Source organism: Pandoraea sputorum (assembly GCF_000814845.2).
GTDB lineage: Bacteria > Pseudomonadota > Gammaproteobacteria > Burkholderiales > Burkholderiaceae > Pandoraea > Pandoraea sputorum.
On record NZ_CP010431.2, the window covers coordinates 5,420,045 to 5,444,602 of the forward strand.

The 24,558-nt window shown below is 58.8% G+C and carries 18 protein-coding genes, 6 tRNA genes and 3 rRNA genes; 5 read left to right on the forward strand and 22 right to left on the reverse strand.

Features of this window, described 5'->3' with window-relative positions; all coding sequences use genetic code 11:
* Positions 1–442: 442 nt before the first annotated feature.
* The 12 genes from rplL to NA29_RS24080 all read right to left on the reverse strand — a co-directional run bounded on the left by rplL (position 443) and on the right by NA29_RS24080 (position 6,574).
* Entirely contained in the window at positions 443–820 is a 378-nt protein-coding gene (rplL, locus tag NA29_RS24025; RefSeq protein ID WP_039393775.1) for a 50S ribosomal protein L7/L12, read from the reverse strand.
* Between the two features lie 60 nt (positions 821–880).
* Positions 881–1,378 (reverse strand): 50S ribosomal protein L10, encoded by a 498-nt coding sequence (gene rplJ / locus NA29_RS24030; RefSeq protein ID WP_039393778.1) that lies wholly within the window; start codon positions 1,376–1,378, stop codon positions 881–883.
* A 322-nt stretch (positions 1,379–1,700) separates the two neighbouring features.
* Positions 1,701–2,396, reverse strand: coding sequence for a 50S ribosomal protein L1 (gene rplA / locus NA29_RS24035; RefSeq protein ID WP_039393780.1), 696 nt, complete (start codon positions 2,394–2,396; stop codon positions 1,701–1,703).
* A complete protein-coding gene (rplK, locus tag NA29_RS24040) occupies positions 2,396–2,827 on the reverse strand; it encodes a 50S ribosomal protein L11 (RefSeq protein ID WP_039393782.1) in 432 nt (143 codons plus the stop codon). The genes rplA and rplK overlap by 1 nt, the downstream gene beginning before the upstream one ends.
* A 143-nt stretch (positions 2,828–2,970) precedes the next feature.
* A complete protein-coding gene (nusG, locus tag NA29_RS24045) occupies positions 2,971–3,528 on the reverse strand; it encodes a transcription termination/antitermination protein NusG (protein ID WP_039393784.1) in 558 nt (185 codons plus the stop codon).
* Between the two features lies 1 nt (position 3,529).
* A complete protein-coding gene (gene secE / locus NA29_RS24050) occupies positions 3,530–3,910 on the reverse strand; it encodes a preprotein translocase subunit SecE (RefSeq protein ID WP_039393786.1) in 381 nt (126 codons plus the stop codon).
* Positions 3,911–3,932: 22 nt separating this feature from the next.
* A tRNA-Trp gene (locus NA29_RS24055) sits at positions 3,933–4,008 on the reverse strand.
* A gap of 64 nt (positions 4,009–4,072) precedes the next feature.
* Entirely contained in the window at positions 4,073–5,281 is a 1,209-nt protein-coding gene (gene tuf / locus NA29_RS24060) for an elongation factor Tu (protein WP_039393730.1), read from the reverse strand.
* Positions 5,282–5,353: 72 nt separating this feature from the next.
* Positions 5,354–5,428, reverse strand: a tRNA-Thr gene (locus NA29_RS24065).
* A gap of 31 nt (positions 5,429–5,459) precedes the next feature.
* Positions 5,460–5,533 (reverse strand) — tRNA-Gly (locus NA29_RS24070).
* Positions 5,534–5,608: 75 nt separating this feature from the next.
* Positions 5,609–5,694 (reverse strand) — tRNA-Tyr (locus NA29_RS24075).
* Between the two features lie 163 nt (positions 5,695–5,857).
* Entirely contained in the window at positions 5,858–6,574 is a 717-nt protein-coding gene (locus NA29_RS24080) for a glycosyltransferase family 25 protein (protein ID WP_157744792.1), read from the reverse strand.
* A 543-nt stretch (positions 6,575–7,117) separates the two neighbouring features.
* On the opposite strand from NA29_RS24080, the gene NA29_RS26420 reads away from it, so the two are divergent.
* Positions 7,118–7,255, forward strand: a complete 138-nt coding sequence (locus NA29_RS26420; RefSeq protein ID WP_231965108.1) for a GNAT family N-acetyltransferase — start codon at positions 7,118–7,120, stop codon at positions 7,253–7,255.
* A gap of 247 nt (positions 7,256–7,502) precedes the next feature.
* Here NA29_RS26420 and rrf read toward each other — a convergent pair.
* From rrf to NA29_RS24110, 5 genes are all read right to left on the reverse strand, one after another.
* A 5S ribosomal RNA gene (gene rrf, locus NA29_RS24090) occupies positions 7,503–7,615 on the reverse strand.
* A 132-nt stretch (positions 7,616–7,747) separates the two neighbouring features.
* A 23S ribosomal RNA gene (locus NA29_RS24095) occupies positions 7,748–10,625 on the reverse strand.
* 304 nt (positions 10,626–10,929) lie between these two features.
* A tRNA-Ala gene (locus NA29_RS24100) sits at positions 10,930–11,005 on the reverse strand.
* 51 nt (positions 11,006–11,056) lie between these two features.
* A tRNA-Ile gene (locus NA29_RS24105) sits at positions 11,057–11,133 on the reverse strand.
* A gap of 64 nt (positions 11,134–11,197) precedes the next feature.
* Positions 11,198–12,729 (reverse strand): 16S ribosomal RNA (locus tag NA29_RS24110).
* Together the 16S, 23S and 5S rRNA genes with 2 tRNA genes alongside form the textbook arrangement of a ribosomal RNA operon.
* Positions 12,730–13,488: 759 nt before the next feature.
* On the opposite strand from NA29_RS24110, the gene NA29_RS24115 reads away from it, so the two are divergent.
* On the forward strand, positions 13,489–15,072 hold the full coding sequence (locus NA29_RS24115; RefSeq protein WP_224786928.1) for a phospholipase D family protein: 1,584 nt from the start codon (positions 13,489–13,491) through the stop codon (positions 15,070–15,072).
* A gap of 112 nt (positions 15,073–15,184) precedes the next feature.
* Here the strand turns inward: NA29_RS24115 and NA29_RS24120 are convergent, their stop codons facing one another.
* The 4 genes from NA29_RS24120 to NA29_RS24135 all read right to left on the reverse strand — a co-directional run bounded on the left by NA29_RS24120 (position 15,185) and on the right by NA29_RS24135 (position 20,303).
* Positions 15,185–17,722, reverse strand: coding sequence for a TonB-dependent siderophore receptor (locus NA29_RS24120; protein ID WP_095178494.1), 2,538 nt, complete (start codon positions 17,720–17,722; stop codon positions 15,185–15,187).
* Between the two features lie 145 nt (positions 17,723–17,867).
* Complete coding sequence (locus tag NA29_RS24125) at positions 17,868–18,875, reverse strand: FecR domain-containing protein (protein ID WP_039401632.1); 1,008 nt, start codon at positions 18,873–18,875, stop codon at positions 17,868–17,870.
* Positions 18,872–19,414: a sigma-70 family RNA polymerase sigma factor gene (locus NA29_RS24130; protein ID WP_084104096.1), complete on the reverse strand. Its 543-nt coding sequence runs from the start codon at positions 19,412–19,414 to the stop codon at positions 18,872–18,874. Before NA29_RS24130 ends, NA29_RS24125 begins: the two co-directional genes overlap by 4 nt.
* 166 nt (positions 19,415–19,580) lie before the next feature.
* Complete coding sequence (locus NA29_RS24135; protein WP_224786927.1) at positions 19,581–20,303, reverse strand: M24 family metallopeptidase; 723 nt, start codon at positions 20,301–20,303, stop codon at positions 19,581–19,583.
* Between the two features lie 257 nt (positions 20,304–20,560).
* Here NA29_RS24135 and NA29_RS24140 point away from each other — a divergent pair, with 257 nt between their 5' ends.
* From NA29_RS24140 to NA29_RS24150, 3 genes are all read left to right on the forward strand, one after another.
* Entirely contained in the window at positions 20,561–21,526 is a 966-nt protein-coding gene (locus tag NA29_RS24140) for a GlxA family transcriptional regulator (protein WP_224786931.1), read from the forward strand.
* A 418-nt stretch (positions 21,527–21,944) separates the two neighbouring features.
* Entirely contained in the window at positions 21,945–22,931 is a 987-nt protein-coding gene (locus NA29_RS24145; protein WP_084104098.1) for an SLAC1 anion channel family protein, read from the forward strand.
* An 83-nt stretch (positions 22,932–23,014) separates the two neighbouring features.
* Positions 23,015–23,341 carry a DMT family transporter gene (locus NA29_RS24150; RefSeq protein ID WP_039393796.1) on the forward strand — a complete coding sequence of 109 codons (327 nt, stop codon included), beginning with the start codon at positions 23,015–23,017 and terminating at the stop codon, positions 23,339–23,341.
* 36 nt (positions 23,342–23,377) lie between these two features.
* Here the strand turns inward: NA29_RS24150 and NA29_RS24155 are convergent, their stop codons facing one another.
* Positions 23,378–24,337 (reverse strand): GlxA family transcriptional regulator, encoded by a 960-nt coding sequence (locus NA29_RS24155; protein ID WP_039393798.1) that lies wholly within the window; start codon positions 24,335–24,337, stop codon positions 23,378–23,380.
* Positions 24,338–24,558 lie beyond the last annotated feature (221 nt).

The window sequence follows — 24,558 nt, forward strand, 5'->3', positions numbered from 1 at the left end:
GGCTTGCCGCGGAGCAACGAGCTTGGTGGTTGGCCGCTACCAACCGCTGGCTGACGGCGACGGATGCCTGTGTTGCCCGTCGCCCGACCAAACTTGCCTTCTGCAGTCGCTTCAGAAGACAAAGAGAAAACCGTTACGGGCCGATGCCTGACGCATCGAATACGCTTCCCGTCGCGATTTTTTCTTTGGCCTCTCGCTTACTTCCCCAGTGCGGCACGTTGGCCGCCATCGCATGTCCTCAGACTCGTCTCGTCGGGCGAACGCCCGTTTGAAACCGTGCGAGTCACACGAGGCACAGCGAAATCACTTCAATTTCAAACACTTGGCTTAGCTTCAAGCCCACTTTCGAATTTGAAATCCCGGTTTTGGGATTTGCATCTCCTGAAAGCACAAAAAGGCTGACGACGTTTCGTCGCCAGCCTTCCCTACGCGCAGAGCCGAATTACTTAACTTCGACCTTGGCGCCGGCTTCTTCCAGCTTCTTCTTGGCTTCTTCAGCAGCAGCCTTGTCGACGCCTTCCTTGACAGCCTTCGGAGCGCCATCAACCAGATCCTTGGCTTCCTTCAGGCCCAGGCCGGTGATTTCGCGGACGGCCTTAATGACGCCGACCTTGTTTGCACCGACTTCTGCCAGGATGACGTTGAATTCGGTTTGCTCTTCAGCAGCTGCAGCAGCACCGCCGCCAGCAGCACCGCCAGCGACCATCATCGCGGCAGCCGACACGCCAAACTTCTCTTCGAACGCCTTGACCAGGTCGTTCAGTTCCATAACCGACATCGCGCCTACGGCTTCGATGATTTCGTCTTTCGAGATTGCCATTTGTAAAACTCCTAGATTGTGTTCGGACCGAAGTCAGCGATCGTGTAACCGGGGAGAGAATTAAGCAGCTTCCGCTTGCTTCTTCTCTGCCACGGCAGCCAGGACGCGAGCAAAGCCGGAAACCGGCGCTTGCATGACACCCAGCAACTTCGCGAGCAGTTCGTCGCGGCTCGGGATCGAGGCCAGCGCTTGCACGCCTGCCTTGTCCATCACCTTGCCGTCGTACGAGCCGGCCTTCAAGATCAACTTGTCGTTGCCCTTCGAAAAGTCGTTCAAGACTTTCGCAGCGGCTACGGGATCCGTCGAGATACCGTAGATCAGAGGACCGGTCATCTGTTCAGCCAAGTCAGCAAATGCAGTGTTTTCCACTGCACGGCGTGCCAGCGTGTTCTTCAGAACGCGCAGGTAGACGCCTTGCTGACGCGCATTGGCGCGAAGCTTCGTCAGATCGCCAACCGTGATTCCGCGATATTCAGCCACAACGATGGTCGAAGCGGCGGCGACTTGCGCCGATACTTCTGCCACGACGGCTTTCTTATCATCAAGATTAAGTGCCACGGTTAACCTCCAAAATTGACATCACCTCATGGTGATGCCGTTCCACTAACGGCTTACCGACATGTCTGGAGTTTCAACCCTCGCGCCCGGTTGCCCGCGTGCGACGGTGTGACTGCATAACTTGTTCGGGTTCGCCATCTGCGTTGGCTGGCGTATTAAGGGAGCGTCAGTGAATGCCCGTTCCCGCCAACGGTCTTTGATAACCGGAAGCGTCTTCCGAAGATTCCGCTTCCGCCCAAAGTCTTTTGCTACAGGCTGTCGATCTCAAGGATCTCAGCCATCGCAGGGGACGCCATCACCCTGCGATTGCGATACTTATCGCTTAGGCCGACAGGCTGGCCTGGTCCACACGCACGCCAACGCCCATCGTGCTCGACAGGGCGATCTTGCGCAGGTAGACACCCTTGCTCGAAGCCGGCTTCGACTTCGTCAGGACTTCCAGCAGAGCCGAAAGGTTCTGCTGCAGAGCAGCGGCTTCGAACGAAGCGCGACCGATCGTGGCGTGGATGATACCGGCCTTGTCGACGCGGTATTGCACCTGGCCTGCCTTGGCGTTCTTCACTGCCGTAGCGACGTCCGGGGTGACCGTGCCAACCTTCGGGTTCGGCATCAGGCCGCGCGGGCCGAGGATCTGACCCAGCGTACCGACGATACGCATCGTGTCCGGCGAAGCGATCACGATGTCGAAGTCCATGTTGCCGGCCTTGATCTGCTCGGCCAGGTCTTCCATACCGACGATTTCAGCGCCGGCAGCCTTGGCTTGCTCAGCCTTTTCGCCTTGGGCGAAAACGGCCACGCGAACCGACTTACCGGTACCTGCCGGCAGAACGACCGAACCGCGAACCACTTGGTCCGACTTCTTCGCATCGACGCCCAGTTGAACGGCGACGTCGATCGACTCGTCGAACTTGGCGCTTGCGCATTCCTTGACCAGGGCCAGAGCGTCGCCGACCGGGTACAGCTTGTTGCGGTCGACCTTTGCGGCCAGTGCTTGTTGACGCTTCGAGATCTTAGCCATTACAGACCCTCCACCGTGATGCCCATCGAACGTGCGCTGCCAGCGATGGTGCGAACCGCAGCGTCCAGATCGGAGGCGGTAAGGTCAGGCATCTTGGTCTTCGCGATTTCTTCCGCTTGTGCGCGGGTGATCTTGCCCACCTTGTCGGTGTGCGGCTTGGCCGAACCCTTTTGCAGGTTGGCAGCCTTCTTGATCAGCACCGTTGCCGGCGGGGTCTTCAGGACGAACGTGAAGCTCTTGTCCGCGAAGGCGGTGATCACCACCGGAATCGGCAGACCCGGTTCGAGGCTCTGCGTTTGCGCGTTGAACGCCTTGCAGAACTCCATGATGTTCAGGCCACGCTGACCCAGGGCCGGGCCCACGGGGGGCGACGGATTGGCTTTACCTGCAGGAATCTGCAGCTTGATAAAGCCGATGATTTTCTTTGCCATGGTTTACTCCGGAACGAATATGTGGCGCATATTCGGGGTTGAGTCATAGCGCGCGTTCACCAAAAACGGGCTACTGACGCTCCTCGGCGACGGGTGTCACCAACGCAAAAACGCGCCGGACGTCGCGCCGGCGCATTTTATTCTTAGATCTTTTCGACTTGTCCGAACTCCAGTTCTACCGGAGTTGCCCGTCCAAAAATGGTGACGGAGACACGGAGGCGGGACTTTTCGTAGTTCACTTCTTCCACCGAGCCGTTGAAGTCCGTGAAAGGACCATCCTTGACTCGAACCAGCTCGCCCACTTCGAACAACGTCTTGGGACGCGGCTTTTCAACCCCATCCTTGATTTGCGACATGATCTTGTCGACTTCGGCTTGTCGGATCGGAATCGGACGCGTGCCCGTGCCGCCGATAAAGCCCGTGACCTTGGGGGTGTTCTTCACCAAGTGCCACGATTCATCCGTCATTTCCATCTCACACAGCACATAGCCGGGGAAGAAACGACGTTCGGTGACCTTCTTATGGCCAGCCGTAGTTTCAACAACTTCTTCGGTCGGAACGAGAATCTGACCAAAGTAATCTTGCATGCCCTCACGCGTAATGCGCTCTTGCAGTTGCTTGGCTACGCTTTTTTCCATGCCGGAGTAGGCATGAATGACGTACCAGCGCTTCTTGCTCGGTGCAGCTCCGGTATCAGACATATCACTTCCAGCCAAGAATCAAAGAGAACACTGCCCATTCGATCGTCTTGTCGCTGATCCACAGATACAGCGCCATGATGATGACGAACGCGAACACAATCGCGGTCGTTTGGGCAGCCTCTTTACGGGTCGGCCAAACGACCTTACCCACTTCCCGATACGCATCCTTGGCAAAAGCCAGGAAGCCTTTGCCAGTTTGCGATGCCAATGCAACACCTGCTGCGATGGCCAGAACGACGACGATGGCAGCAACGCGCACATACAGTGCTTGTTGCTCCAAAGCGTAGAACGCCACGACGCCAGCAATCACCAGCAGCCCGGCCAGAGCCAGCAGCAGCTTGTCGCCAGTCGTACGTACAGTTTCTACGGGAGAATTCGCCATTTCCAGCTTGCAGACAGTTGTTTGGCAGGGGCAGAGGGAATCGAACCCCCAACCTTCGGTTTTGGAGACCGACGCTCTGCCAGTTGAGCTATACCCCTAAAACAGCAGAGAGGTCAGCTGCCAAAAGCTGACCTCGTAAGCGCGGACCGTTAAGGTACCGGCTTAAGCTACGATCTTTGCAACGACGCCCGAGCCAACCGTACGGCCACCTTCGCGGATTGCGAAGCGCAGACCTTCGGTCATGGCGATCGGAGCGATCAGCTTGACGCTGATCGACACGTTGTCGCCCGGCATGACCATTTCCTTGTCGGCCGGCAGGGTGATCGAGCCCGTCACGTCCGTCGTACGGAAGTAGAACTGCGGACGGTAGTTGTTGAAGAACGGCGTGTGACGACCACCTTCATCCTTCGACAGAACGTACACTTCGGCCGTGAAGCTCATGTGCGGCTTGATCGAGCCCGGCTTGGCCAGGACCTGACCACGCTGAACGTCTTCACGCTTCGTGCCGCGCAGCAGCAGACCCACGTTGTCGCCTGCCTGACCTTGGTCGAGCAGCTTGCGGAACATTTCAACGCCCGTGCAGGTCGTCTTGTCGATGTGCGGCTTGTCGCCGTCCATCTTGATACCGACGATTTCGATTTCTTCGCCGACCTTGACCACGCCCGACTCGATACGACCCGTCACCACCGTGCCGCGACCCGAGATCGAGAACACGTCTTCCACCGGCATCAGGAACGGCTTGTCAACAGCGCGCTCCGGCGTCGGGATGTACGAATCCAGCGCGTCGGCCAGGTTCATGATCGCGACTTCGCCCAGTTCGCCCTTGTCGCCTTCCAGCGCCAGCTTGGCCGAACCCTTGATGATCGGCGTGTCGTCGCCCGGGAAGTCGTACTTCGAGAGAAGTTCGCGCACTTCCATTTCGACCAGCTCGAGCAGCTCGGCGTCGTCGACCATGTCGCACTTGTTCAGGAACACGATGATGTACGGCACACCGACCTGACGGGCGAGCAGGATGTGCTCACGCGTTTGCGGCATCGGGCCGTCAGCAGCCGAGCAAACCAGGATAGCGCCGTCCATCTGGGCAGCACCGGTAATCATGTTCTTGACGTAGTCGGCGTGGCCCGGGCAGTCAACGTGTGCGTAGTGGCGCGTAGCCGTTTCGTACTCGATGTGTGCCGTGTTGATGGTAATGCCGCGTGCCTTTTCTTCCGGCGCTGCGTCGATTTCGTCGTACTTCTTGGCTTCGCCGCCGAACTTGGACGACAGAACCGTTGCGATAGCAGCCGTCAGGGTGGTCTTGCCATGGTCAACGTGGCCAATGGTACCGACGTTCACGTGCGGCTTAGTCCGCTCGAATTTTTCCTTTGCCATTTCCGACTCCTAACGGGTTATCTATTGCCGAGGTTGCTCGGCATGTTGATTGCCGCGCTTCACACTATCTTTTGGTGCCCATGGGCAGGATCGAACTGCCGACCTCTCCCTTACCAAGGGAGTGCTCTACCACTGAGCCACATGGGCGAATCCTGTACTACTGCTTCTGCGCGTCACCTGGAGCGGGTGAAGGGAATCGAACCCTCGTCATAAGCTTGGAAGGCTTCTGCTCTACCATTGAGCTACACCCGCTTGGATTTCGACTCTCGCCACTTGGTAACAAGCGCCGGAGAACTTTTGTTTCCGGCGCTTATCACTTCCGCATTCTGGTGGAGGAGGTTGGATTCGAACCAACGTAGGCGTAAGCCAACAGATTTACAGTCTGCCCCCTTTAGCCACTCGGGCACCCCTCCGCAGAGAATTTGCAATTATGGAGATGTCCCCCTGCCTTGTCAACACCTTCCACGCATTAATTATGCAGTTTCTATGCCTGCGGCCCGAAATAATTCATGAGAACGCGGCAACTGTTTGATTTATTGGATTATCTTGATTTTCGGGGGAATCGAGGAAGGGTGGTCAGCGAGCGCCCGCTAACAGTCGTCTACGCAAGACATACATATGGCTGTTCAGGCAGTCCATTCCCATATAAAACTCTCGCCGCAGCTTTTGCGCTAGACTCCGTTCCGCCTTTCGGCGGCCGACGATCGTGGTACCGAGATCGTCGCCGACGTCGACTACGATGTCTGGCGACATCGAGATCATGCGCACGCCATGCTCCCAATTGCGGTTCAGCATGTCATCGACTGGATGGATCATCCGTTTGGCGTAGTCCAACAGGGTCAACGCGGCGTCGCGACGAATAAGGTAGCCCTGCGTGCCGCCAGGCTGCTTGCGGTGGTCGTGGAGGATGCCGCCCTCCGGGAGCTCACCCACCTTCCAACGTCCGGAATCTCCACCACTCTTTAGCCTCATGATCCCCCAGTGGATCGAGACTTCCAGCGCCGCAGCGAGGCGCCCGGAGAAGTCAGGCGTCAGCTCGACGTCGTCTTCCAAGACACACCAGATATCGTCATTAGACCGCGCGAGCGCTTCCCAGATGCGATAGTGGCTGTCATAGCACCCCACTTCCCCGAGCGTCAGGTGACTGGAATACATTTTGAGGCGAGTCGCCTCGTCGTACGTCACCGGATATTGGTCAATGCGCTGCGCATCGAAGAATCTGAATGGGACGCCCGCTTTGTTCAGCTGCGCAGTGATATGAGCGCGCCGCTTATGACTGTCGACTAATGACACAACAATAACGGGAGGAAGACGTAACCCCGGGATGCACGTCTGGTTCATTTTTTTGGTCTACGTGAGCACCGCGTCGAGCATATGAAGCGCTCATATTGCTGTTCGAAACGACTGACAGCATAAACCGTAAATATGTCGAATTGCTAACTCAGCCATGCGCTTTCAGAGTTGTCTTATCCGAACTGAGCGTTTTCTTTTCCGGTCTTTAAATACCGGTCATTTTCTGTGGGGAAAAGCATAACAAGGCGTACGGACAAGGCTTCCACCAAGATCCGAGCCCGCACGACTCAACATGAATGAGTGCAGGAATAACGCTGCTAAAAGGCCGGATGAGTTGTTCGAATCACTTCGATGAACCCGGCGTGCTTGGCCGGACTGCAACGACACGTCCGAACGACTGGTCGAGAGAGGGCAGCGATCGTTGGAGGGGAATCGCGCACCATTCAACGAGCGAATCTTCTGCGAGCATCGTTTGTCAGTCGACGTTCAGTTTCCAAGAGCCCACGTCTAGGAGCAGACCTCATAGGATTTGCCGAGGCGTCCATGCGACGCGATTACGCCAACGGCTGCGACAGATCCCCTGCGGTCTTTCTCGAAGGCATTTACGTTAGCCCTTTGTCGCGACGTATGGGTGTCGCGCGCGCCTTATGTACGTCGGTCGAGCCGTGGGGTGTCTCGTAAGGATGTGAGGAGCTTGCGTCCGACACAGACATCAATAATGCCGACTCCCGGAGGCTCCACGAAGCGCTGGGCTTCGCAGAAACGGAACGCGTGGTTTTCTTCAAGAAGCGCTGCCGTAACTGCGCTATGTGAGCGGGACGCGTTAGGAGCGGTGGATACCCGAGCGCGCTCAAAGCGAGTGCTGCAAAGCGAGCGCTACAAAGCAAAAACCCCTTGCTACTGTGGTAGCAAGGGGTTTTTAAGGGGAGCCTGACGATTACCTACTTTCACACGGGTATCCGCACTATCATCGGCGTGGAGTCGTTTCACGGTCCTGTTCGGGATGGGAAGGGGTGGTTCCAACTCGCTATGGTCATCAGGCTTAACTTGTATGTTCTGCTGACCTGGGGTCAACAAAACCAATTCGGAAGAAGCGTAGTACAACAAATATTGTGGGTTGTGAGTTGTATCGGCACATTGCGATACTCACACCAGGAAAAACACACTGGTTATAGGATCAAGCCTTACGGGCAATTAGTATCAGTTAGCTTAACGCATTACTGCGCTTCCACACCTGACCTATCAACGTCCTGGTCTTGAACGACCCTTCAAAGGAATCGAGTTCCTAGGGAAGTCTCATCTTAAGGCGAGTTTCCCGCTTAGATGCTTTCAGCGGTTATCTCTTCCGAACATAGCTACCCGGCGATGCCACTGGCGTGACAACCGGTACACCAGAGGTTCGTCCACTCCGGTCCTCTCGTACTAGGAGCAGCCCCCTTCAAACTTCCAACGCCCACGGCAGATAGGGACCAAACTGTCTCACGACGTTTTAAACCCAGCTCACGTACCTCTTTAAATGGCGAACAGCCATACCCTTGGGACCGGCTACAGCCCCAGGATGAGATGAGCCGACATCGAGGTGCCAAACACCGCCGTCGATATGAACTCTTGGGCGGTATCAGCCTGTTATCCCCAGAGTACCTTTTATCCGTTGAGCGATGGCCCTTCCATACAGAACCACCGGATCACTATGACCTGCTTTCGCACCTGCTCGACTTGTCAGTCTCGCAGTTAAGCACGCTTTTGCCATTGCACTATCAGCACGATTTCCGACCGTACCTAGCGTACCTTCGTACTCCTCCGTTACACTTTGGGAGGAGACCGCCCCAGTCAAACTGCCTACCATGCACTGTCCCCGATCCGGATTACGGACCTAGGTTAGAACCTCAAACAAGCCAGGGTGGTATTTCAAGGACGGCTCCACAGAAACTAGCGTTCCTGCTTCAAAGCCTCCCACCTATCCTACACAGACCGGTTCAAAGTCCAATGCAAAGCTACAGTAAAGGTTCATGGGGTCTTTCCGTCTAGCCGCGGGTAGATTGCATCATCACAAACACTTCAACTTCGCTGAGTCTCGGGAGGAGACAGTGTGGCCATCGTTACGCCATTCGTGCAGGTCGGAACTTACCCGACAAGGAATTTCGCTACCTTAGGACCGTTATAGTTACGGCCGCCGTTTACCGGGACTTCAATCAAGAGCTTGCACCCCATCATTTAATCTTCCGGCACCGGGCAGGCGTCACACCCTATACGTCCACTTTCGTGTTTGCAGAGTGCTGTGTTTTTATTAAACAGTCGCAGCCACCAGTTTATTGCAACCCCTTCACCCTTCTGGCGCAGGCCAGTCAAGCTACAAGGGCGTACCTTATCCCGAAGTTACGGTACCAATTTGCCGAGTTCCTTCTCCCGAGTTCTCTCAAGCGCCTTAGAATACTCATCTCGCCCACCTGTGTCGGTTTGCGGTACGGTCTCGTATGACTGAAGCTTAGAGGCTTTTCTTGGAACCACTTCCAATTGCTTCGCGAACAAGTTCGCTCGCCCCACAGCCTTGAATTACGCGCCCGGATTTGCCTAAGCGCCTTCTCCACTGCAGGGACCGGGACTTCCAACACCCGGACAACCTTCCGCGATCCGTCCCCCCATCGCATCATACGACGGTGCAGGAATATTAACCTGCTTCCCATCAGCTACGCATCTCTGCCTCGCCTTAGGGGCCGACTCACCCTACGCCGATGAACGTTGCGTAGGAAACCTTGGGCTTACGGCGAGGGGGCCTTTCACCCCCTTTATCGCTACTCATGTCAGCATTCGCACTTCTGATACCTCCAGCATCCTTTACAAGACACCTTCACAGGCTTACAGAACGCTCTCCTACCATGCGAGCAAGCTCGCATCCGCAGCTTCGGTATATTGCTTAGCCCCGTTACATCTTCCGCGCAGGACGACTCGATCAGTGAGCTATTACGCTTTCTTTAAAGGGTGGCTGCTTCTAAGCCAACCTCCTGACTGTTTTAGCCTTCCCACTTCGTTTCCCACTTAGCAATATTTAGGGACCTTAGCTGGCGGTCTGGGTTGTTTCCCTCTTGACACCGGACGTTAGCACCCGATGTCTGTCTCCCGTGATTGCACTCTTCGGTATTCGGAGTTTGCTATGGCGAGGTAATCCGCAATGGACCCCTCAACCATGACAGTGCTCTACCCCCGAAGGTGATACACGAGGCACTACCTAAATAGTTTTCGGAGAGAACCAGCTATTTCCAAGTTTGTTTAGCCTTTCACCCCTATCCACAGCTCATCCCCTAACTTTTCAACGTTAGTGGGTTCGGTCCTCCAGTACGTGTTACCGCACCTTCAACCTGGCCATGGATAGATCACTTGGTTTCGGGTCTACACCCAGCGACTGAACGCCCTATTCGGACTCGCTTTCGCTACGCCTTCCCTATTCGGTTAAGCTCGCCACTGAATGTAAGTCGCTGACCCATTATACAAAAGGTACGCCGTCACCCCTTACGAGGCTCCGACTGTTTGTATGCATGCGGTTTCAGGATCTATTTCACTCCCCTCCCGGGGTTCTTTTCGCCTTTCCCTCACGGTACTGGTTCACTATCGGTCGATTACGAGTATTTAGCCTTGGAGGATGGTCCCCCCATCTTCAGACAGGATTTCACGTGTCCCGCCCTACTTTTCTCAAGCTTAGTTCCACACCAGGGTTTTCTCATACGGGGCTATCACCCACTATGGCCGGACTTTCCATTCCGTTTTGATAACACCGGTGCTAAATCTTGAAGGCTGGTCCCATTTCGCTCGCCACTACTTTGGGAATCTCGGTTGATTTCTTTTCCTGCAGCTACTTAGATGTTTCAGTTCGCCGCGTTCGCTTCGCTAGACCTATGTATTCAGTCTAGGATGACCTAAAAGGCCGGGTTTCCCCATTCGGACATTTGTGGATCAATGCTTATTTGCCAGCTCCCCACAACTTTTCGCAGGCTATCGCGTCCTTCATCGCCTGTAATCGCCAAGGCATCCACCACATGCACTTATTCGCTTGACCCTATAACGAGTGTGTCTTGCCGAAGCCAGACATTCGCTACAGGTTGAGTATTAGCGTTGTGCCGTATTCCAAGTCATCTTTCGATCACTTAAATACTGGTTGATACAATCACAACCCGTACAATTTCCACGCGCCATCTCTAACGCGCTTCCGTTGTACTACTTCTTCTTCCAAATTGTTAAAGAACATAAACTGCATGACATTGCTGTCATTCAAAAGCATTCACTTAGCTTGTAATTCATCACAGGGGATTTACTACAGACGTAAAGCGCTTTTGACTGACATCGATGTGATCTAAGGTTTTTGGTGGAGGATGACGGGATCGAACCGACGACCCCCTGCTTGCAAAGCAGGTGCTCTCCCAGCTGAGCTAATCCCCCAATCAAGCCGACTTACCACCACTTGAGTCTGTCACGCAGTGGTTAAAAGCTTGGTGGGTCTAGATGGACTCGAACCATCGACCCCCGCCTTATCAAGACGGTGCTCTAACCAACTGAGCTATAGACCCGACTTAGATCTACGCAGTCAACAACCGATAAGCGTGAACACTCAACTTCCAGTGCATGCTCTAGAAAGGAGGTGATCCAGCCGCAGGTTCCCCTACGGCTACCTTGTTACGACTTCACCCCAGTCATGAATCCTGCCGTGGTAAGCGCCCTCCTTACGGTTAGGCTACCTACTTCTGGCAAAACCCACTCCCATGGTGTGACGGGCGGTGTGTACAAGACCCGGGAACGTATTCACCGCGACATGCTGATCCGCGATTACTAGCGATTCCAGCTTCACGCAGTCGAGTTGCAGACTGCGATCCGGACTACGATCGGTTTTCTGGGGTTAGCTCCACCTCGCGGTTTGGCAGCCCTCTGTACCGACCATTGTATGACGTGTGAAGCCCTACCCATAAGGGCCATGAGGACTTGACGTCATCCCCACCTTCCTCCGGTTTGTCACCGGCAGTCTCCTTAGAGTGCTCTTGCGTAGCAACTAAGGACAAGGGTTGCGCTCGTTGCGGGACTTAACCCAACATCTCACGACACGAGCTGACGACAGCCATGCAGCACCTGTGTTACGGTTCTCTTTCGAGCACATCCACCTCTCAGCGGACTTCCGTACATGTCAAGGGTAGGTAAGGTTTTTCGCGTTGCATCGAATTAATCCACATCATCCACCGCTTGTGCGGGTCCCCGTCAATTCCTTTGAGTTTTAATCTTGCGACCGTACTCCCCAGGCGGTCAACTTCACGCGTTAGCTACGTTACTAAGGAAATGAATCCCCAACAACTAGTTGACATCGTTTAGGGCGTGGACTACCAGGGTATCTAATCCTGTTTGCTCCCCACGCTTTCGTGCATGAGCGTCAGTATTGGCCCAGGGGGCTGCCTTCGCCATCGGTATTCCTCCACATCTCTACGCATTTCACTGCTACACGTGGAATTCTACCCCCCTCTGCCATACTCTAGCCTTGCAGTCACGAATGCAGTTCCCAGGTTGAGCCCGGGGATTTCACATCCGTCTTACAAAACCGCCTGCGCACGCTTTACGCCCAGTAATTCCGATTAACGCTCGCACCCTACGTATTACCGCGGCTGCTGGCACGTAGTTAGCCGGTGCTTATTCTTCCGGTACCGTCATCCCCCGAGGTATTAACCCAGAGGATTTCTTTCCGGACAAAAGTGCTTTACAACCCGAAGGCCTTCTTCACACACGCGGCATTGCTGGATCAGGCTTTCGCCCATTGTCCAAAATTCCCCACTGCTGCCTCCCGTAGGAGTCTGGGCCGTGTCTCAGTCCCAGTGTGGCTGGTCGTCCTCTCAGACCAGCTACAGATCGTCGCCTTGGTAAGCTTTTACCCCACCAACTAGCTAATCTGATATCGGCCGCTCTTGTAGCGCGAGGCCCGAAGGTCCCCCGCTTTCCTCCTCAGAGCGTATGCGGTATTAATCCGGCTTTCGCCGAGCTATCCCCCACTACAAGGTACGTTCCGATATATTACTCACCCGTTCGCCACTCGCCACCAGGTGCAAGCACCCGTGCTGCCGTTCGACTTGCATGTGTAAGGCATGCCGCCAGCGTTCAATCTGAGCCAGGATCAAACTCTTCAGTTTAAACCTGTTACTGTTTTCGGTTTTTCGTGATAAATCACTAGAACCGGTCGCTCTCAAAGTATGCTGACAAGTTAATTACTTAACTTACCTATTACTATGTGAGCCTCAATAAATTTAAAGCCTATCTGCCGAAGCAGACGCACTATTCATCGAGTGCCCACACTTATCGGTTGTTTAATTTTTAAAGATCAATCGCATCTGACTTGGCTTCGTCGCTTAATTACCGCGCCGTCGCTTCGTTTTCTGCGTCGCTGCATCAGCAGCAGAGAAGTGAGATTATGTCGCAGCTTCTCGTCGTCGTCAACAGTTTTTTTCGCTTTCTTCGCTCGTCGCCGTAGCGACTCGCAAGCTCCAAAACCACTAACCATCGGGCTTTGCGGCCCGTCGCTTCAACCTCGTCGCTGCTTTCGCTGCGTCGCTGTCGTTGCGAGAGACGAGATATTAGTGAAAACCCCGAACACTGGCAAGCACTTTGTGAAAATAATTTGAAAAGGGCAAAAAAAGGCCCGCGTCGTGAGCGGGCCAAGATCCATGGGACAGGACACATGGAGGAGACGGGTTCAATGTATCCGCCCCACCCCCGGCGACGCAACGAATGAAATCGCATATGCTTCCTGAAAGCTTCCCTATATGGAAAGGAGAGGCCTGCGTCGCAGTTTCCGTGCGTCCCCTGATCTCTATATAAGAGCGTTTGAGATGCTCCCAGCGCGCGCCCTTGTCTCTTGCGTCGTCCAGCCGGTTCGCCGCTGGCGCATCGCGATGCTCATCCCGCTCGTCATGCTGGCCGGGGCTTGCACGTCGGTACGTCCACCGCCGGAGCCATCGCCGTGGACATCGCACACGCCAGCCGCCACGCCCGGTGAATTGGCCGCCGCCCTCGCCCCTGCCATTCGCGCGCATCCGCGCCAATCCGGCTTTCAGTTACTCTCGACGGGGTCTGCCGCCTTCACCACGCGTCTCGCGCTCGTTCAATCTGCCCAACATAGTCTCGACGTGCAGTACTACAGCGCGGGCGAGGACATCACCGGCCGTCTGCTGCTCCAGTCGCTGCTCTACGCCGCCGACCGGGGCGTACGCGTGCGCATGCTGGTCGACGACATCAACCGTCGCCACACCGATCCGGCCTTCGCCGCGCTGGACCAGCATCGCAACATCGAGATCCGGGTCTTCAATCCCTTCGGCACCCGCGACACCACGCTTCTCGAACGGGCGGGCAACCTCCTCACTCAGTTCGACCAGCTCAACCGCCGCATGCATAACAAGGCGCTGATCGCAGACAATCAACTCGCGATCGTCGGCGGCCGCAATCTGGGAGACGAATATTTCGACGCCAATCCCGACCTCTCCTTCCGCGACTTCGACCTGTTGTGTGCCGGACCGGTGGTCGAGGCCGTCTCCCGCAGCTTCGACCATTTCTGGACGAGCCCTCAGTCATATCCCCTCAAGCAAGTCCAGTCGAAGATCGACAAGGAGACGCTGGACGCCACACGCGACGCCCTCGCCCAACACTGGCGCGACGCGGACACCGTCCCTGCCGGGCACGAAGCGCTGAACCAGCCGCCCCTCGCCGCCGGACTGCGCGATGGCACGGTCCCGCTCTTCTGGGCCCCCGCCGAACTCGCCGCCGACACCCCGGACAAACTCGACGCCCCGGCCACCGAAACCCAGAGCGCCCCGGCCGACAAACTCCGCCAGCTCGCCGCGAAGGCGCAGCGCGAGGTGCTGATCATCTCGCCCTACTTCGTGCCGCTGGATGGCGGTGTCCGGTTCCTGTCGACGCTGGCGCAACGCGGCGTAAAAGTCCGCGTGCTGACGAATTCGCTGGCGGCGACGGACGTCGTCCCCGTCCACGCCGGATACGCACGTTACCGCCCGGCCCTGCTGCAAGCCGGTATCGAACTGTACGAGTTCAAGCCGATCCGCTCCGACGACGGCGAGCGCCCCACGCGCCGCGTCACGTTCGGCGGGTCATCGAAAGCGAGCCTGCACGGCAAGGCGTATGTCATCGACCGGCGCGACGTCGTCCTCGGCTCGTTCAACCTCGACCCTCGCTCGGTACGCCTGAACACCGAACTGGCGATCGTCATCCACAGCCCCGAATTTGCCGAACGTATGGCGCGCATCTTTGACCGGGCGACGTCACCGCGCAGCAGCTTCCGGGTCGAGCTGGCACCGCCGGGCACAGCGCCGCCCACGCCGACGCCACCGACAATGCCTGCGCTTCGCTGGGTCGGCGAGGAGAACGGCAAACCACGCACCTTTGACGTAGAACCCTACGCGACCTTCAGCCGCAACGCCGTCGCGGGCGCGTTCACGCTGCTTCCGAGCGACGACCTGCTCTGATCTGCCAGACCCACCCAGCTGACCATCCTCCAATGCAAAACCGCCGCCCCGATCTCTCGGGTGCGGCGGTTTCTCTATATAGAGACGACGGAAAGCGAACCCGCGCCGTCGATCAGAACTCGAACGTCGCCGACAACGTTGCGGAGCGCGCGTCGCCGATGGCCACGACCGTCTGGCTGACGCTCGACGGGTAGTAAGTCTTGTTGAACACGTTCTTCACGTTGAGCTGATAGTGGACGGGATGCCGCCCGATCTTCGTGTCGTAAGTCGCGAACACATCGGCGACGAAGTACGCGGGCAGCGTAAAACTGTTCGCCGAGTCGCCCGGTCGCGACCCGATGTACCGCCCCACCGCCCCGAGACGCAGGTTGCCGCTCCCATTGCCCAGCACCGGCCCCCAGTCATACACCCCTGCCAGCGACGCCGTATGCCGTGCCGCGTTGACCAGCGTGTTGCCGGCGTACATCGGATCGTCGGTGATCTTCGCATCGATGAAGGCGTAGCTCGCGATCACGTTCCAGCGCTGGCCGATGCGCCCCGACACATCCAGTTCGACACCCCGCGAGCGCGCCGCCCCGGACGTGCGCCAGTCCAGCGTACTGCTCCCGGGCACCGCCTGCGACACCAGCACGTTGCGCTTGTCGATATTGAAGACCGCGAGGTTGCCGCTCAGCCCGTTCGGCATATCGAGCTTCGCCCCGACCTCGTACGACTTCGCGTGTTCGGGCGCGACGTTCGAGTCGATGACCACGCCCGTCGACAGCGGCGCAATGGTGGACGTCGGCTTGAGCGACTCGGAATAGCTGCCGTAGAACGACAGATACTCCCGTGCCTTATAGACGACACCCGCGCGCGGCAGCCACTTCGAGTCGCTGATGTTGGTATTTTCCTTGAACGGCCGCCCCTTGCCCGCGATCTGGCTATACGTCAGCAGCCGCACACCACCGACGACAATCCAGCGATCGGTCAAATGAATGGCGTCCTGGAAGAACAGCGACGCGTCGTGCAGCGTATCGGTCTGATCGCTATCGGCGGCGGACACCGTACTCGGGATCACCTCGCAGCCGTACACCGGATTCAGATAAGAGAACGTGCACTTCGCGGCCTGACGCAGCAGATCGCGCCGATAAATGCGTCGATACTCCCAGTCGCCGCCGAATTGCAGGTCGTGACGCATCCCGGCGAGCATCACCTTGCCGTCGAGATACGCCGTACCGAAGCTGTCGGTACTGTCCGAGCCGAGCGTACCGTCGTTACTGCGCGAGACGATCCCGGTCGTGGAATTCACACCGGTAATGCGCAACTGCCCCGCGTCGTAGGTCTCGGTGTTGTAGCTGTAGCCGAAGTGCGCCTTCCAGTCCGGATTGAACTGATGGTCGACGGTGATCTGCGCCAGATGTGACTGCCCGGCCATTTCGTTGTGGACGTCATCCAGACGCTCCCGCGCCGAAATCGCCAGCGGCCGGTTCGTCTTCGGGTCCAACGCGGTGCCACGGTCGAACGGTGTCAGAAAGTTGCGGTACTCATAGGAGGCGACGACCTGCGTATCGCGTCCGTAATAGGCGAGCGTCGGGGCGACGAGCGTCTCGCGCTGCGAACCGAAGACGCGCCAGTACTGCTGATTGTTCTGATCGACGACCAGCCGGTAAGCCAGCCCTGAATCACCGATCGGACCGGTCGTATCGAGCGACTCCTCGACGCCGTTCTTGCCGTGACCATAAGTCGTGCCAGCCACGCTCACTGCGGTGTACGGCTTGAGCAGGGGACGCTTGCTCACCACGTTGATCACGCCACCGGGATCCATGATCCCGTAGAGCAGCGACGTCGGCCCTTTGAGCACTTCGACCGAATCCGCGTTCGCGTTCAGCCCCCGGCCCTGCACGAGTGGCATACCGTTGTGCATGATCGAGCCGTCGCGGTTGCCACCGAAGCCGCGCTTGAGCAGCGTGTCCTGCGTACTTGCGAGCGTATTGCCCTGCACGATGCCGCTGACATTGATCAACGCGTCGTCGAGCGTGCGGGCACGCTGATCGGCGAGCACCTGACGCGGCACCACGTTGATCGCCTGGGGGATGTCGAGGATCGGCGTGTCGGAGCGCGTGACGTTCGCGTCTACCGGCAGACGGTAGGCATCGGACCACGCTTGCCCCTGCACGTGCGTCGTCGGCAGTGCGACGTCGCCCGAGCCGCCACCGGAAGCCAGCGTCGCGGCCGCCGGGGCCGCCTGCGGCACGAGCGTGTAACCGGCCCCCTGTGGCGACGCCGTCAGTCCGGTGCCCGCAAGCATCTGACCGAACGCCCCCGGCACATCGAAGCGGCCTCGCACGCCGGGGCTCTGACGCCCGGCCGTCAGCGCAGGCGTGTACGTCAGCAAGATGCCCGCTTCGCGTCCAAAGCGCGTGAGCACGGCATCGAGCGCGCCTGCCGGGATGTCATAAGCTCGCGCGGCAGCGGCGACTGTGGCCGTCGCGGGCGCCTGATCGGACGTCTGCGCATGAGCAACGCCCGCGCCAAACGTCGAAGCGAACGACGCAAACGTCAGCGCGACGCCCGCGCAGACACGACGTCGACGCAACCCGGTGACGGTGGACGACAGGGCACGCAGTGGTTCGGGGAAAGCGGGTAAAGCACGTGAAGCGACGGCCATCATGTGAGATCTCGTTCAGGCAATGGAGAGAAGGTTTCACTTCCCTTGTCACGCGAGACCGGCAAATCAGCTCACTGACCGTAAAGAAATTTCAAAAAGATGGCGGGACGTTGGCCGACGAGTGCTCAGGCGTGGTGCGTCCGGCCGCTCATCCGCGAGGTCCGACCGTCACCCAGTACCGCGTGACGGAGGACACCGATACGGGCAACGCGTGCGGCAGCACGCCGAGAATGGCATCGATGTCCGCCAGCGGATACGTGCCGGAGACGCGCAGCGACGCCACCGCCGGATCGCACCGCAGATAGCCGCGTCGATAGCGCGACAGCTCGCGGAGGAAGGTGTCGAGTCGCATGTCGACGGCGACAAGTATGCCGTCGGCCCACGCGCCGTCGCCATCCGCAAGCGGCAGCGCCGCCTCGACGCCACGGGCGTTGAACGTCGCCTGCTCACCCGCGTGGACGATCCGCACGCTCGCTGTGTCGGTTGATGACGCGCTTTTCGGTGTCACGCGCACAGCGCCTTCGAACACTTGCACGGAGACGTCGGCGTCACCATCGATCTGACGCACGACGAAACGCGTTCCCAGCGGTTGGAGCGTGCCGTGTGCCGTAGCGACGATCAATGGCCGGGGCGGTACGTGCCGCATATGCGTCAGGTCTTTGCCGGTCGTCACCATGATTTCGCCTTCAACGAGATCGATGCGTCGCACGTCGCCATCCATCGACAGGCGCACGGCGCTGCGGGTATTGAGGACGAGCGTTGTGCCGTCGGCCAGATGCAATGTGCGTCGCTCGCCCGCCCCGGTGCGCGCATCCGCGCGCAGCCATTGCACCGCCATCGGATCACTGGCGACCCACGCGCCGGTGCCGACGAAGAGTGCGCCGACGATGGCCTTCACCGCCATACGGCGTCCGCGCGAGCGAGGTGCGCGTAGCGCCGCCTGCGCAACGGCCGCCCCCAACGTGCCCGACACATGACGCATACGCCGGTCGGCGTTCTCGATATGAAGCCACGCACGCTCGTGCTCCGGATTCGCCGCCCGCCAGCGCGCGCATGCGGTGCGCAGCGTCTCGGTGGCGTCGCCGCTGTGCAGCGTCACCCACCACTCGACCGCTTGCTGCGCAATCGTCGCGTCGAAAGTCGCGCTTCGCGTCACGCCGCCTCCATCGCGAAGAAGCACTGCGTGCCCGCACGCACGAGGTGACGTTTCACCGTCGCCAGTGAAATGCCAAGTTCGGTGGCGATTTCGGGATGCGTGAGGCCGTCCAGTTGCGCCAGCAGGAAAGCGCGTTTGACGAGCGACGGCAGACCGTCGAGACAACGGTCGATTTCGAGCAGCGTCTCCAGCACAATGGCGCGCTCTTCGGGAGACGGGGCAAGGGCTTCGGGTTGTTGCGCCAGAGCGTCGAGATAGGCGCGCTCGATCTGCTCGCGTCTCCAGTAGTTATAGAGGACGCGCTGCGCGACGGTCGTCAGGAACGCGCGCGGCGACGCCAACAGACGCGGCGGATCGCGCTCCAGCAGACGGACAAAAGTGTCGTGCGCGAGATCGGCCGCGCGATGCGAGCAGCCGGTCTTGCGATGCAGCCAGCCATGAAGCCAGCCGTGGTGATCGTTGTAGAGTCGCTGCAGCGTATTGCACGTATTGCACGTATTGAGCGAAGTGTCGCGCTGCAGCGTGTCGTCGGCGGGCATACGCCCCTCCTGTCCCCGGGCCAGGTGTGGCCGCAAGGCTCAGGCACCGTTTTGCAAATGAGAATCGTTCGCAGTATAGCAAACAAGTTTCACTGGCATGGGACGGACGATGCGCCACCGTCGCTACGCGTGGCGCGTATGCGACAGCGGCATCCGTCAGCTTCCGTCAAAGCGCTTGGTAATAGGCGTCCTCAAGCAGCATGTCTTCGAAGAACGCACCGAAACGCTGCTGCGGGTCACGCAGGTGAATCTCCAGAATCCATCGCATAGCGGATGGCGTGGTCTCGAAGTTCGCCAGCGAGCCGGTGTGGATCGCCGCGTGAGGGAAGTCCGAGACACGGTGGCCGGGCAGATCGAAATTCAGCGACCAACCCATACGGCGTGCGACGTCGTCGGCGTAGGCATAGAGCGCCTGTCCGGTCGACCCTTCACGCTGCCACTTCTGACGGACGTCGTGAAACAGCGCCTCGGCGTCTCGGGCGCACCGCTCATACGCGTCATGCTGGCCGACGACGAAGCTCGCACCGCCGTCGCCTTCCCACGCTTCGAAACGCGGCGCGATGTCGATGAAGAAGAGATCGTTCTCGCCGAGCACGACGCCCGGCTCGGACGGCTGACGCATTGGCTTGAGCGTGTTTTTGCCGAAGCGAACGCGCGTCGGGTGCCAGCTCAGTTCGAGCCCGGCGGACGTCAGCACGCCTTTGGCCATCGCGACGGCATCTTCCTCGACCATGCCGGGGCGCACGTTCGCAGCGATGTCGCGAATCGCAGTACGGGTCTTGTTGCGGGCGGCAAGCATGCCGTCGACGGAGAACGCGGGGCCGACGCGCTCGGCCAGCGAGGCTTCGTCGGGATAACGGACGGCGGCGGAAGTCATTTGATTCGACATCGAATACCTCTCGGTGGATGCGGTTGTTCTGGAGGGCATGCGACGGGGCTGCCGTCGCTCGAACCATTCTCGAATCACCGCTATGGCGCGACGCGCAACGTGAGCGGGTCGATCAGGCCAACCAGCGGCATCTTCGTGCCAGCGCCCGGCCGACATCTTGCCGATGGGCCGCGTTCTGCCAAAATGGGGCGCATCAACGCCAGTGTTTCCCCATCGCTTTGCCGCCAACCTGAACCGTCTTCCACCGAATCACCATGATCCGTAACGTCGCCCTGCTGGTGTTTCCCGGCGTGCAATCGCTCGATGTGAGCGGGCCGCTGGACGTCTTCGCCGAAGCCAATCGCTTCCTGCTGCCCGACGATCAGTACCAGACGGAGGTCATCGGCACGCAGCACGGGGCCATTGCCTGCTCGAATGGCATGGCGTTGCTGCCGCGACGTCACTATCAGGATGTCGGCGGACACGTCGATCTGCTGCTGGTGGCGGGGGGTCCGTCGCTACTGACGGACGATCTCGGGCCGAACGTCTATCGCTGGCTGAACGACATGGTCCCGCGCGCACGCCGCTACGGCTCGATCTGCAACGGCGCGCTGATCCTGGCGGCGGCGGGCCTGCTCGACGGCAAGCGCGTAACCACGCACTGGAACGATGTCGACGTACTGGCCGAGCGTGCCCCGGGCGCGAACATCGAAGTCGACCGGCTGTTCATTCAGGACGGGCGTCTGTTCACGTCGGCAGGGGTGACGGCCGGGATCGATCTGTCGCTGCATTTGCTGGCACAGGATCACGGGCAGGAGGTGGCGCTGAACGTGGCGAAGCGGCTGGTCGTCTTCACGCAGCGCGCGGGCGGTCAGTCGCAATTCAGTCCGTATCTGACGCCCTACGCCGAGCCGAACTCTCCCGTCGCGCAGGTCCAGCATTACGTGCTGGAGCATTTGGCGGAGCCGTTATCGGTCGGCGATCTGGCAGCCGTGGCAAAGATGAGCGTGCGCAACTTCTCGCGGGTATTCGCACGCGATGCGGGGGTGACGCCAGCCGATTTCGTGAGCGCCGCCCGCGTCGACGCCGCGCGCGTGATGCTGGAGAACGGCAATGCCCCGCTCAAGACAGTGGCGTGGGAATGCGGCTTCGGCGACCCGCACAACATGCGCAAGGTGTTTCAGCGCCGATTCGGCGTGTCGCCGCAGCAGTATCGCGAGAATTTCGGGCAGGCGCAGGGGTAAGCGGCGGCGACGAAGTCGAGGCTTCCTGACCCAAGGGCGGGCGCTTGAAGCGCACCACCGGGTCAAGCGCGGGGCGGCCGTTGTTCGCGCAGTACAGCGGCGCACCTTGTCTCGAATGAAGATGGCATGGGCTGTGTCGACATTCTGAGGGAGTCCCGATGGGACTCCTTTTTTGTTTTGTCGACGGGTCCCGACAGCTTGCGACCACGTCGCGCCATCGTTGCAGATGGCTGTCAATGGTCAACCACGTAGCAAATGGCCATCTTTGTCGCAACGTTGGCAGAAATTGCCACTTTGCTCCACTTTCGCTCCCCGCAGGCGGCTCCGATAATTTCCTTACAGCACGAACAAGGCGTGTCTGAGCATTTTCAGGCGCCGGTGCCTAACCAAGGTTTGAGCGAAAGAGATAGAGGACATCATGAGTATTGCCACAACTGCTGACCCGTCCATACGGCAGCGTAGCTCGGTGAAGCACCTTCCCGTGAATCTTTTCGGTTCCGTCATGGGGATTTCCGGACTGTCTCTTGCGTGGCGCGGCGCACATCACCTCTTCGGTGCGAACGCGGCGATCGCGGACGAAATCGGCATCATCGCCATCCTGACGTTTCTGGTTCTGGCGGCAGGATACCTGGTCAAGTGGGTTCGCTACCCGGAGGCGGTGAAGGCCGAATTCACTCACCCGATTGCGGGCAATTTTTTCGGCACCATCACGATTTCGGTATTGCTTCTCTCGTCAGTCATCGGTGTCTACAGTGCGGTGCTGGGTGAGATCGTGTGGTCTATCGGAACCCTTCTCACTATCGGTCTGACCTTCATCGTCGCCGGACGGCTCTTTCGGGGCAAACAGGAACCGATTCACGCTGCGCCGGCCTGGTTGATTCCCGGTGTGGCAACACTTGATATTGCGGTTGCGGGGGGCACCATGCCGATGGCGTGGGCGCACGAAGTCAACCTCTTCGCCATCGCTGTCGGCACGATGATGGCGCTCGTATTTTTCACGATGATTTTCTCTCGCATCGTTCACCACGACCCGCTACCGCAGGGGATGGTGCCCTCCCTGATCATCATGATCGCGCCGTTCGAGGTCGGTTTCCTGGCTTATGTGAATGTCGTCCAGCACGTGGACATGTTTGCGGGTCTGCTCTTTTACTTCGGGTTGTTCCTGTTCATCTCGTTGGCATTCAAGGTGTTCCGGCTCTCGATTCCGTTCGCCGCGTCGTGGTGGGCGGTCAGCTTCCCGATGGCCGCGCTGTCCAATGCCGCGATCAAGTATGCAGCCTACTCGGATACCTGGGCGCTGAAATTCATCGCTGCCATCATCCTGACGATGCTGAGCCTCACCATCCTGGTGCTCTTCGCGCGCACGCTGCACCGCCTCTTCACGAACCGCCTCCTCGTCGGTTGAGACAGCCCACCTTTTTCCAGTGCCCTCCACCCCGGGGGTGCTGGACTTTTTTGAACACCCTCGTCACCGCAACGGTCATCCCTATGTCCTGGATAGTGTTAAGTGTCGCTGGCCTGCTGGAAATCGCCTTCGCCTTCGGTATGAAATGGTCCGCGGGATTCAGCCGCCCCTGGCCGAGCGTTTTCGCGGCGCTCACCGGTCTATCGAGCATCTGGTTGTTGACCACATCGCTCAAATCGCTCCCGGTCGGTACGGCCTATGCGGTATGGACGGGAATCGGGGCGGCCGGTACCGCCGTTGTCGGCATGCTGTTCCTGGGCGAATCGGCCTCGCTCGGACGCGTGTTGTGTATTGCCGTCATCCTGTCAGGCGTGATCGGATTGCGTGTCGTGGGAGGGCAGGCCGCGTAAGGGTTGCCTCGACGTCGCTCGGCAACAGTCCAAAGACTACGCGGCGATCAGAAAACGTCGGCGATATTCCAACGGCGATACCCCGAGCCTGCGCAAGAACGCACGTCGCAGCCCGTTAGGATCTGCAAAGCCCGTCAGACTGGCCACCTTCTTCGGCGGATATCGGGTTTCTTCGAGTAGTCTGCGCGCCGCGTCGATGCGCGCGTCTTCCACAAATGTCGCCGGGGTTATGCCGCATGCCTCTTTGAAGACCCGGGCAAAATTTCGCGCGCTCATCCCGGCACGCTCGGAAAGCATCGTGACCGATAGCGGCTGAGCCAGATTCTGGAGTACCCATTCCTGAACGTCTCGTATCGCGTTCTTCTCCGAGGCCTGCACTGTCAGATAGGCGCTGAACTGCGATTGGCCACCGGGGCGTTTAAGAAACATCACGAATTCTCGGGCGACCTTCATCGCAACCGATCGCCCGAGGTCTTCCTCGACCAGCGCCAGTGCCAAGTCCAGACCCGCAGTCACTCCTGCCGATGTGTAGATGTTGCCGTCCCTGACGAAAATCTGGTCCGGTTGAACATTCACCTTCGGGTACATGCGACTCAGGCGCGCCGTGGCGTTCCAGTGCGTGGTAGCCCTTTTTCCATCCAGCAGGCCTGTCCGAGCCAGCAGCAGCGCGCCGGAACACACCGAGCCGATGCGACGCGCAGTCTTCGCGTAGCGCAATATCCACTGACGGATGACGGCATCGTCTTCGAGCAAATGCACCGAAGGGCTGCCCGCGATGAGTAAAGTATCGATGTCAGGACTGCTGGTGTCGAGCGTAGTGTCGGGCGTGATCCGCATGCCATTGGACGCTCTTATCACGCCAGGCGCCGTGGAGACAATTTCGAACTGATAGTTCGACGGTGCTCCCGCCTGGCGTGCGGCCTCGTGAAACACATCGATCGGCCCCACCAGGTCTAGCATCTGGACGTTGGGAAACGTGAGAACCGCAATCTTCATAGGTGCCGCGCGTTGGCTCGATGATTCCCCTAGTCTAGGCAGCAGTGCCGACTTTCTCCAGGCGATGGCCGCAACATCTCGCACTCTGGCCGACATCGACCGACCACCCCGCCACCCGCCTCACTGCGCCATCTCATTTCCTCTCAAGAAAATCTCAAGCCCTGTGGACAACGACACCTCCCCGGCCTAATGGAAAACATTTATTGACCGACCGGCCGGTC

Coding starts and splice junctions, on each gene's coding strand:
- NA29_RS24120 (WP_095178494.1), bottom strand. CDS start 17,722: ATGATGGCCGTCGCTTCACGTGCTTTACCCGCTTTCCCCGAACCACTG.
- rplA (WP_039393780.1), bottom strand. CDS start 2,396: ATGGCTAAGATCTCGAAGCGTCAACAAGCACTGGCCGCAAAGGTCGAC.
- NA29_RS24155 (WP_039393798.1), bottom strand. CDS start 24,337: ATGAAGATTGCGGTTCTCACGTTTCCCAACGTCCAGATGCTAGACCTG.
- NA29_RS26420 (WP_231965108.1), top strand. CDS start 7,118: ATGCGACGCGATTACGCCAACGGCTGCGACAGATCCCCTGCGGTCTTT.
- rplL (WP_039393775.1), bottom strand. CDS start 820: ATGGCAATCTCGAAAGACGAAATCATCGAAGCCGTAGGCGCGATGTCG.
- secE (WP_039393786.1), bottom strand. CDS start 3,910: ATGGCGAATTCTCCCGTAGAAACTGTACGTACGACTGGCGACAAGCTG.
- NA29_RS24115 (WP_224786928.1), top strand. CDS start 13,489: ATGCTCATCCCGCTCGTCATGCTGGCCGGGGCTTGCACGTCGGTACGT.
- NA29_RS24130 (WP_084104096.1), bottom strand. CDS start 19,414: ATGCCCGCCGACGACACGCTGCAGCGCGACACTTCGCTCAATACGTGC.
- NA29_RS24135 (WP_224786927.1), bottom strand. CDS start 20,303: ATGTCGAATCAAATGACTTCCGCCGCCGTCCGTTATCCCGACGAAGCC.
- NA29_RS24150 (WP_039393796.1), top strand. CDS start 23,015: ATGTCCTGGATAGTGTTAAGTGTCGCTGGCCTGCTGGAAATCGCCTTC.
- NA29_RS24145 (WP_084104098.1), top strand. CDS start 21,945: ATGAGTATTGCCACAACTGCTGACCCGTCCATACGGCAGCGTAGCTCG.
- nusG (WP_039393784.1), bottom strand. CDS start 3,528: ATGTCTGATACCGGAGCTGCACCGAGCAAGAAGCGCTGGTACGTCATT.
- rplK (WP_039393782.1), bottom strand. CDS start 2,827: ATGGCAAAGAAAATCATCGGCTTTATCAAGCTGCAGATTCCTGCAGGT.
- tuf (WP_039393730.1), bottom strand. CDS start 5,281: ATGGCAAAGGAAAAATTCGAGCGGACTAAGCCGCACGTGAACGTCGGT.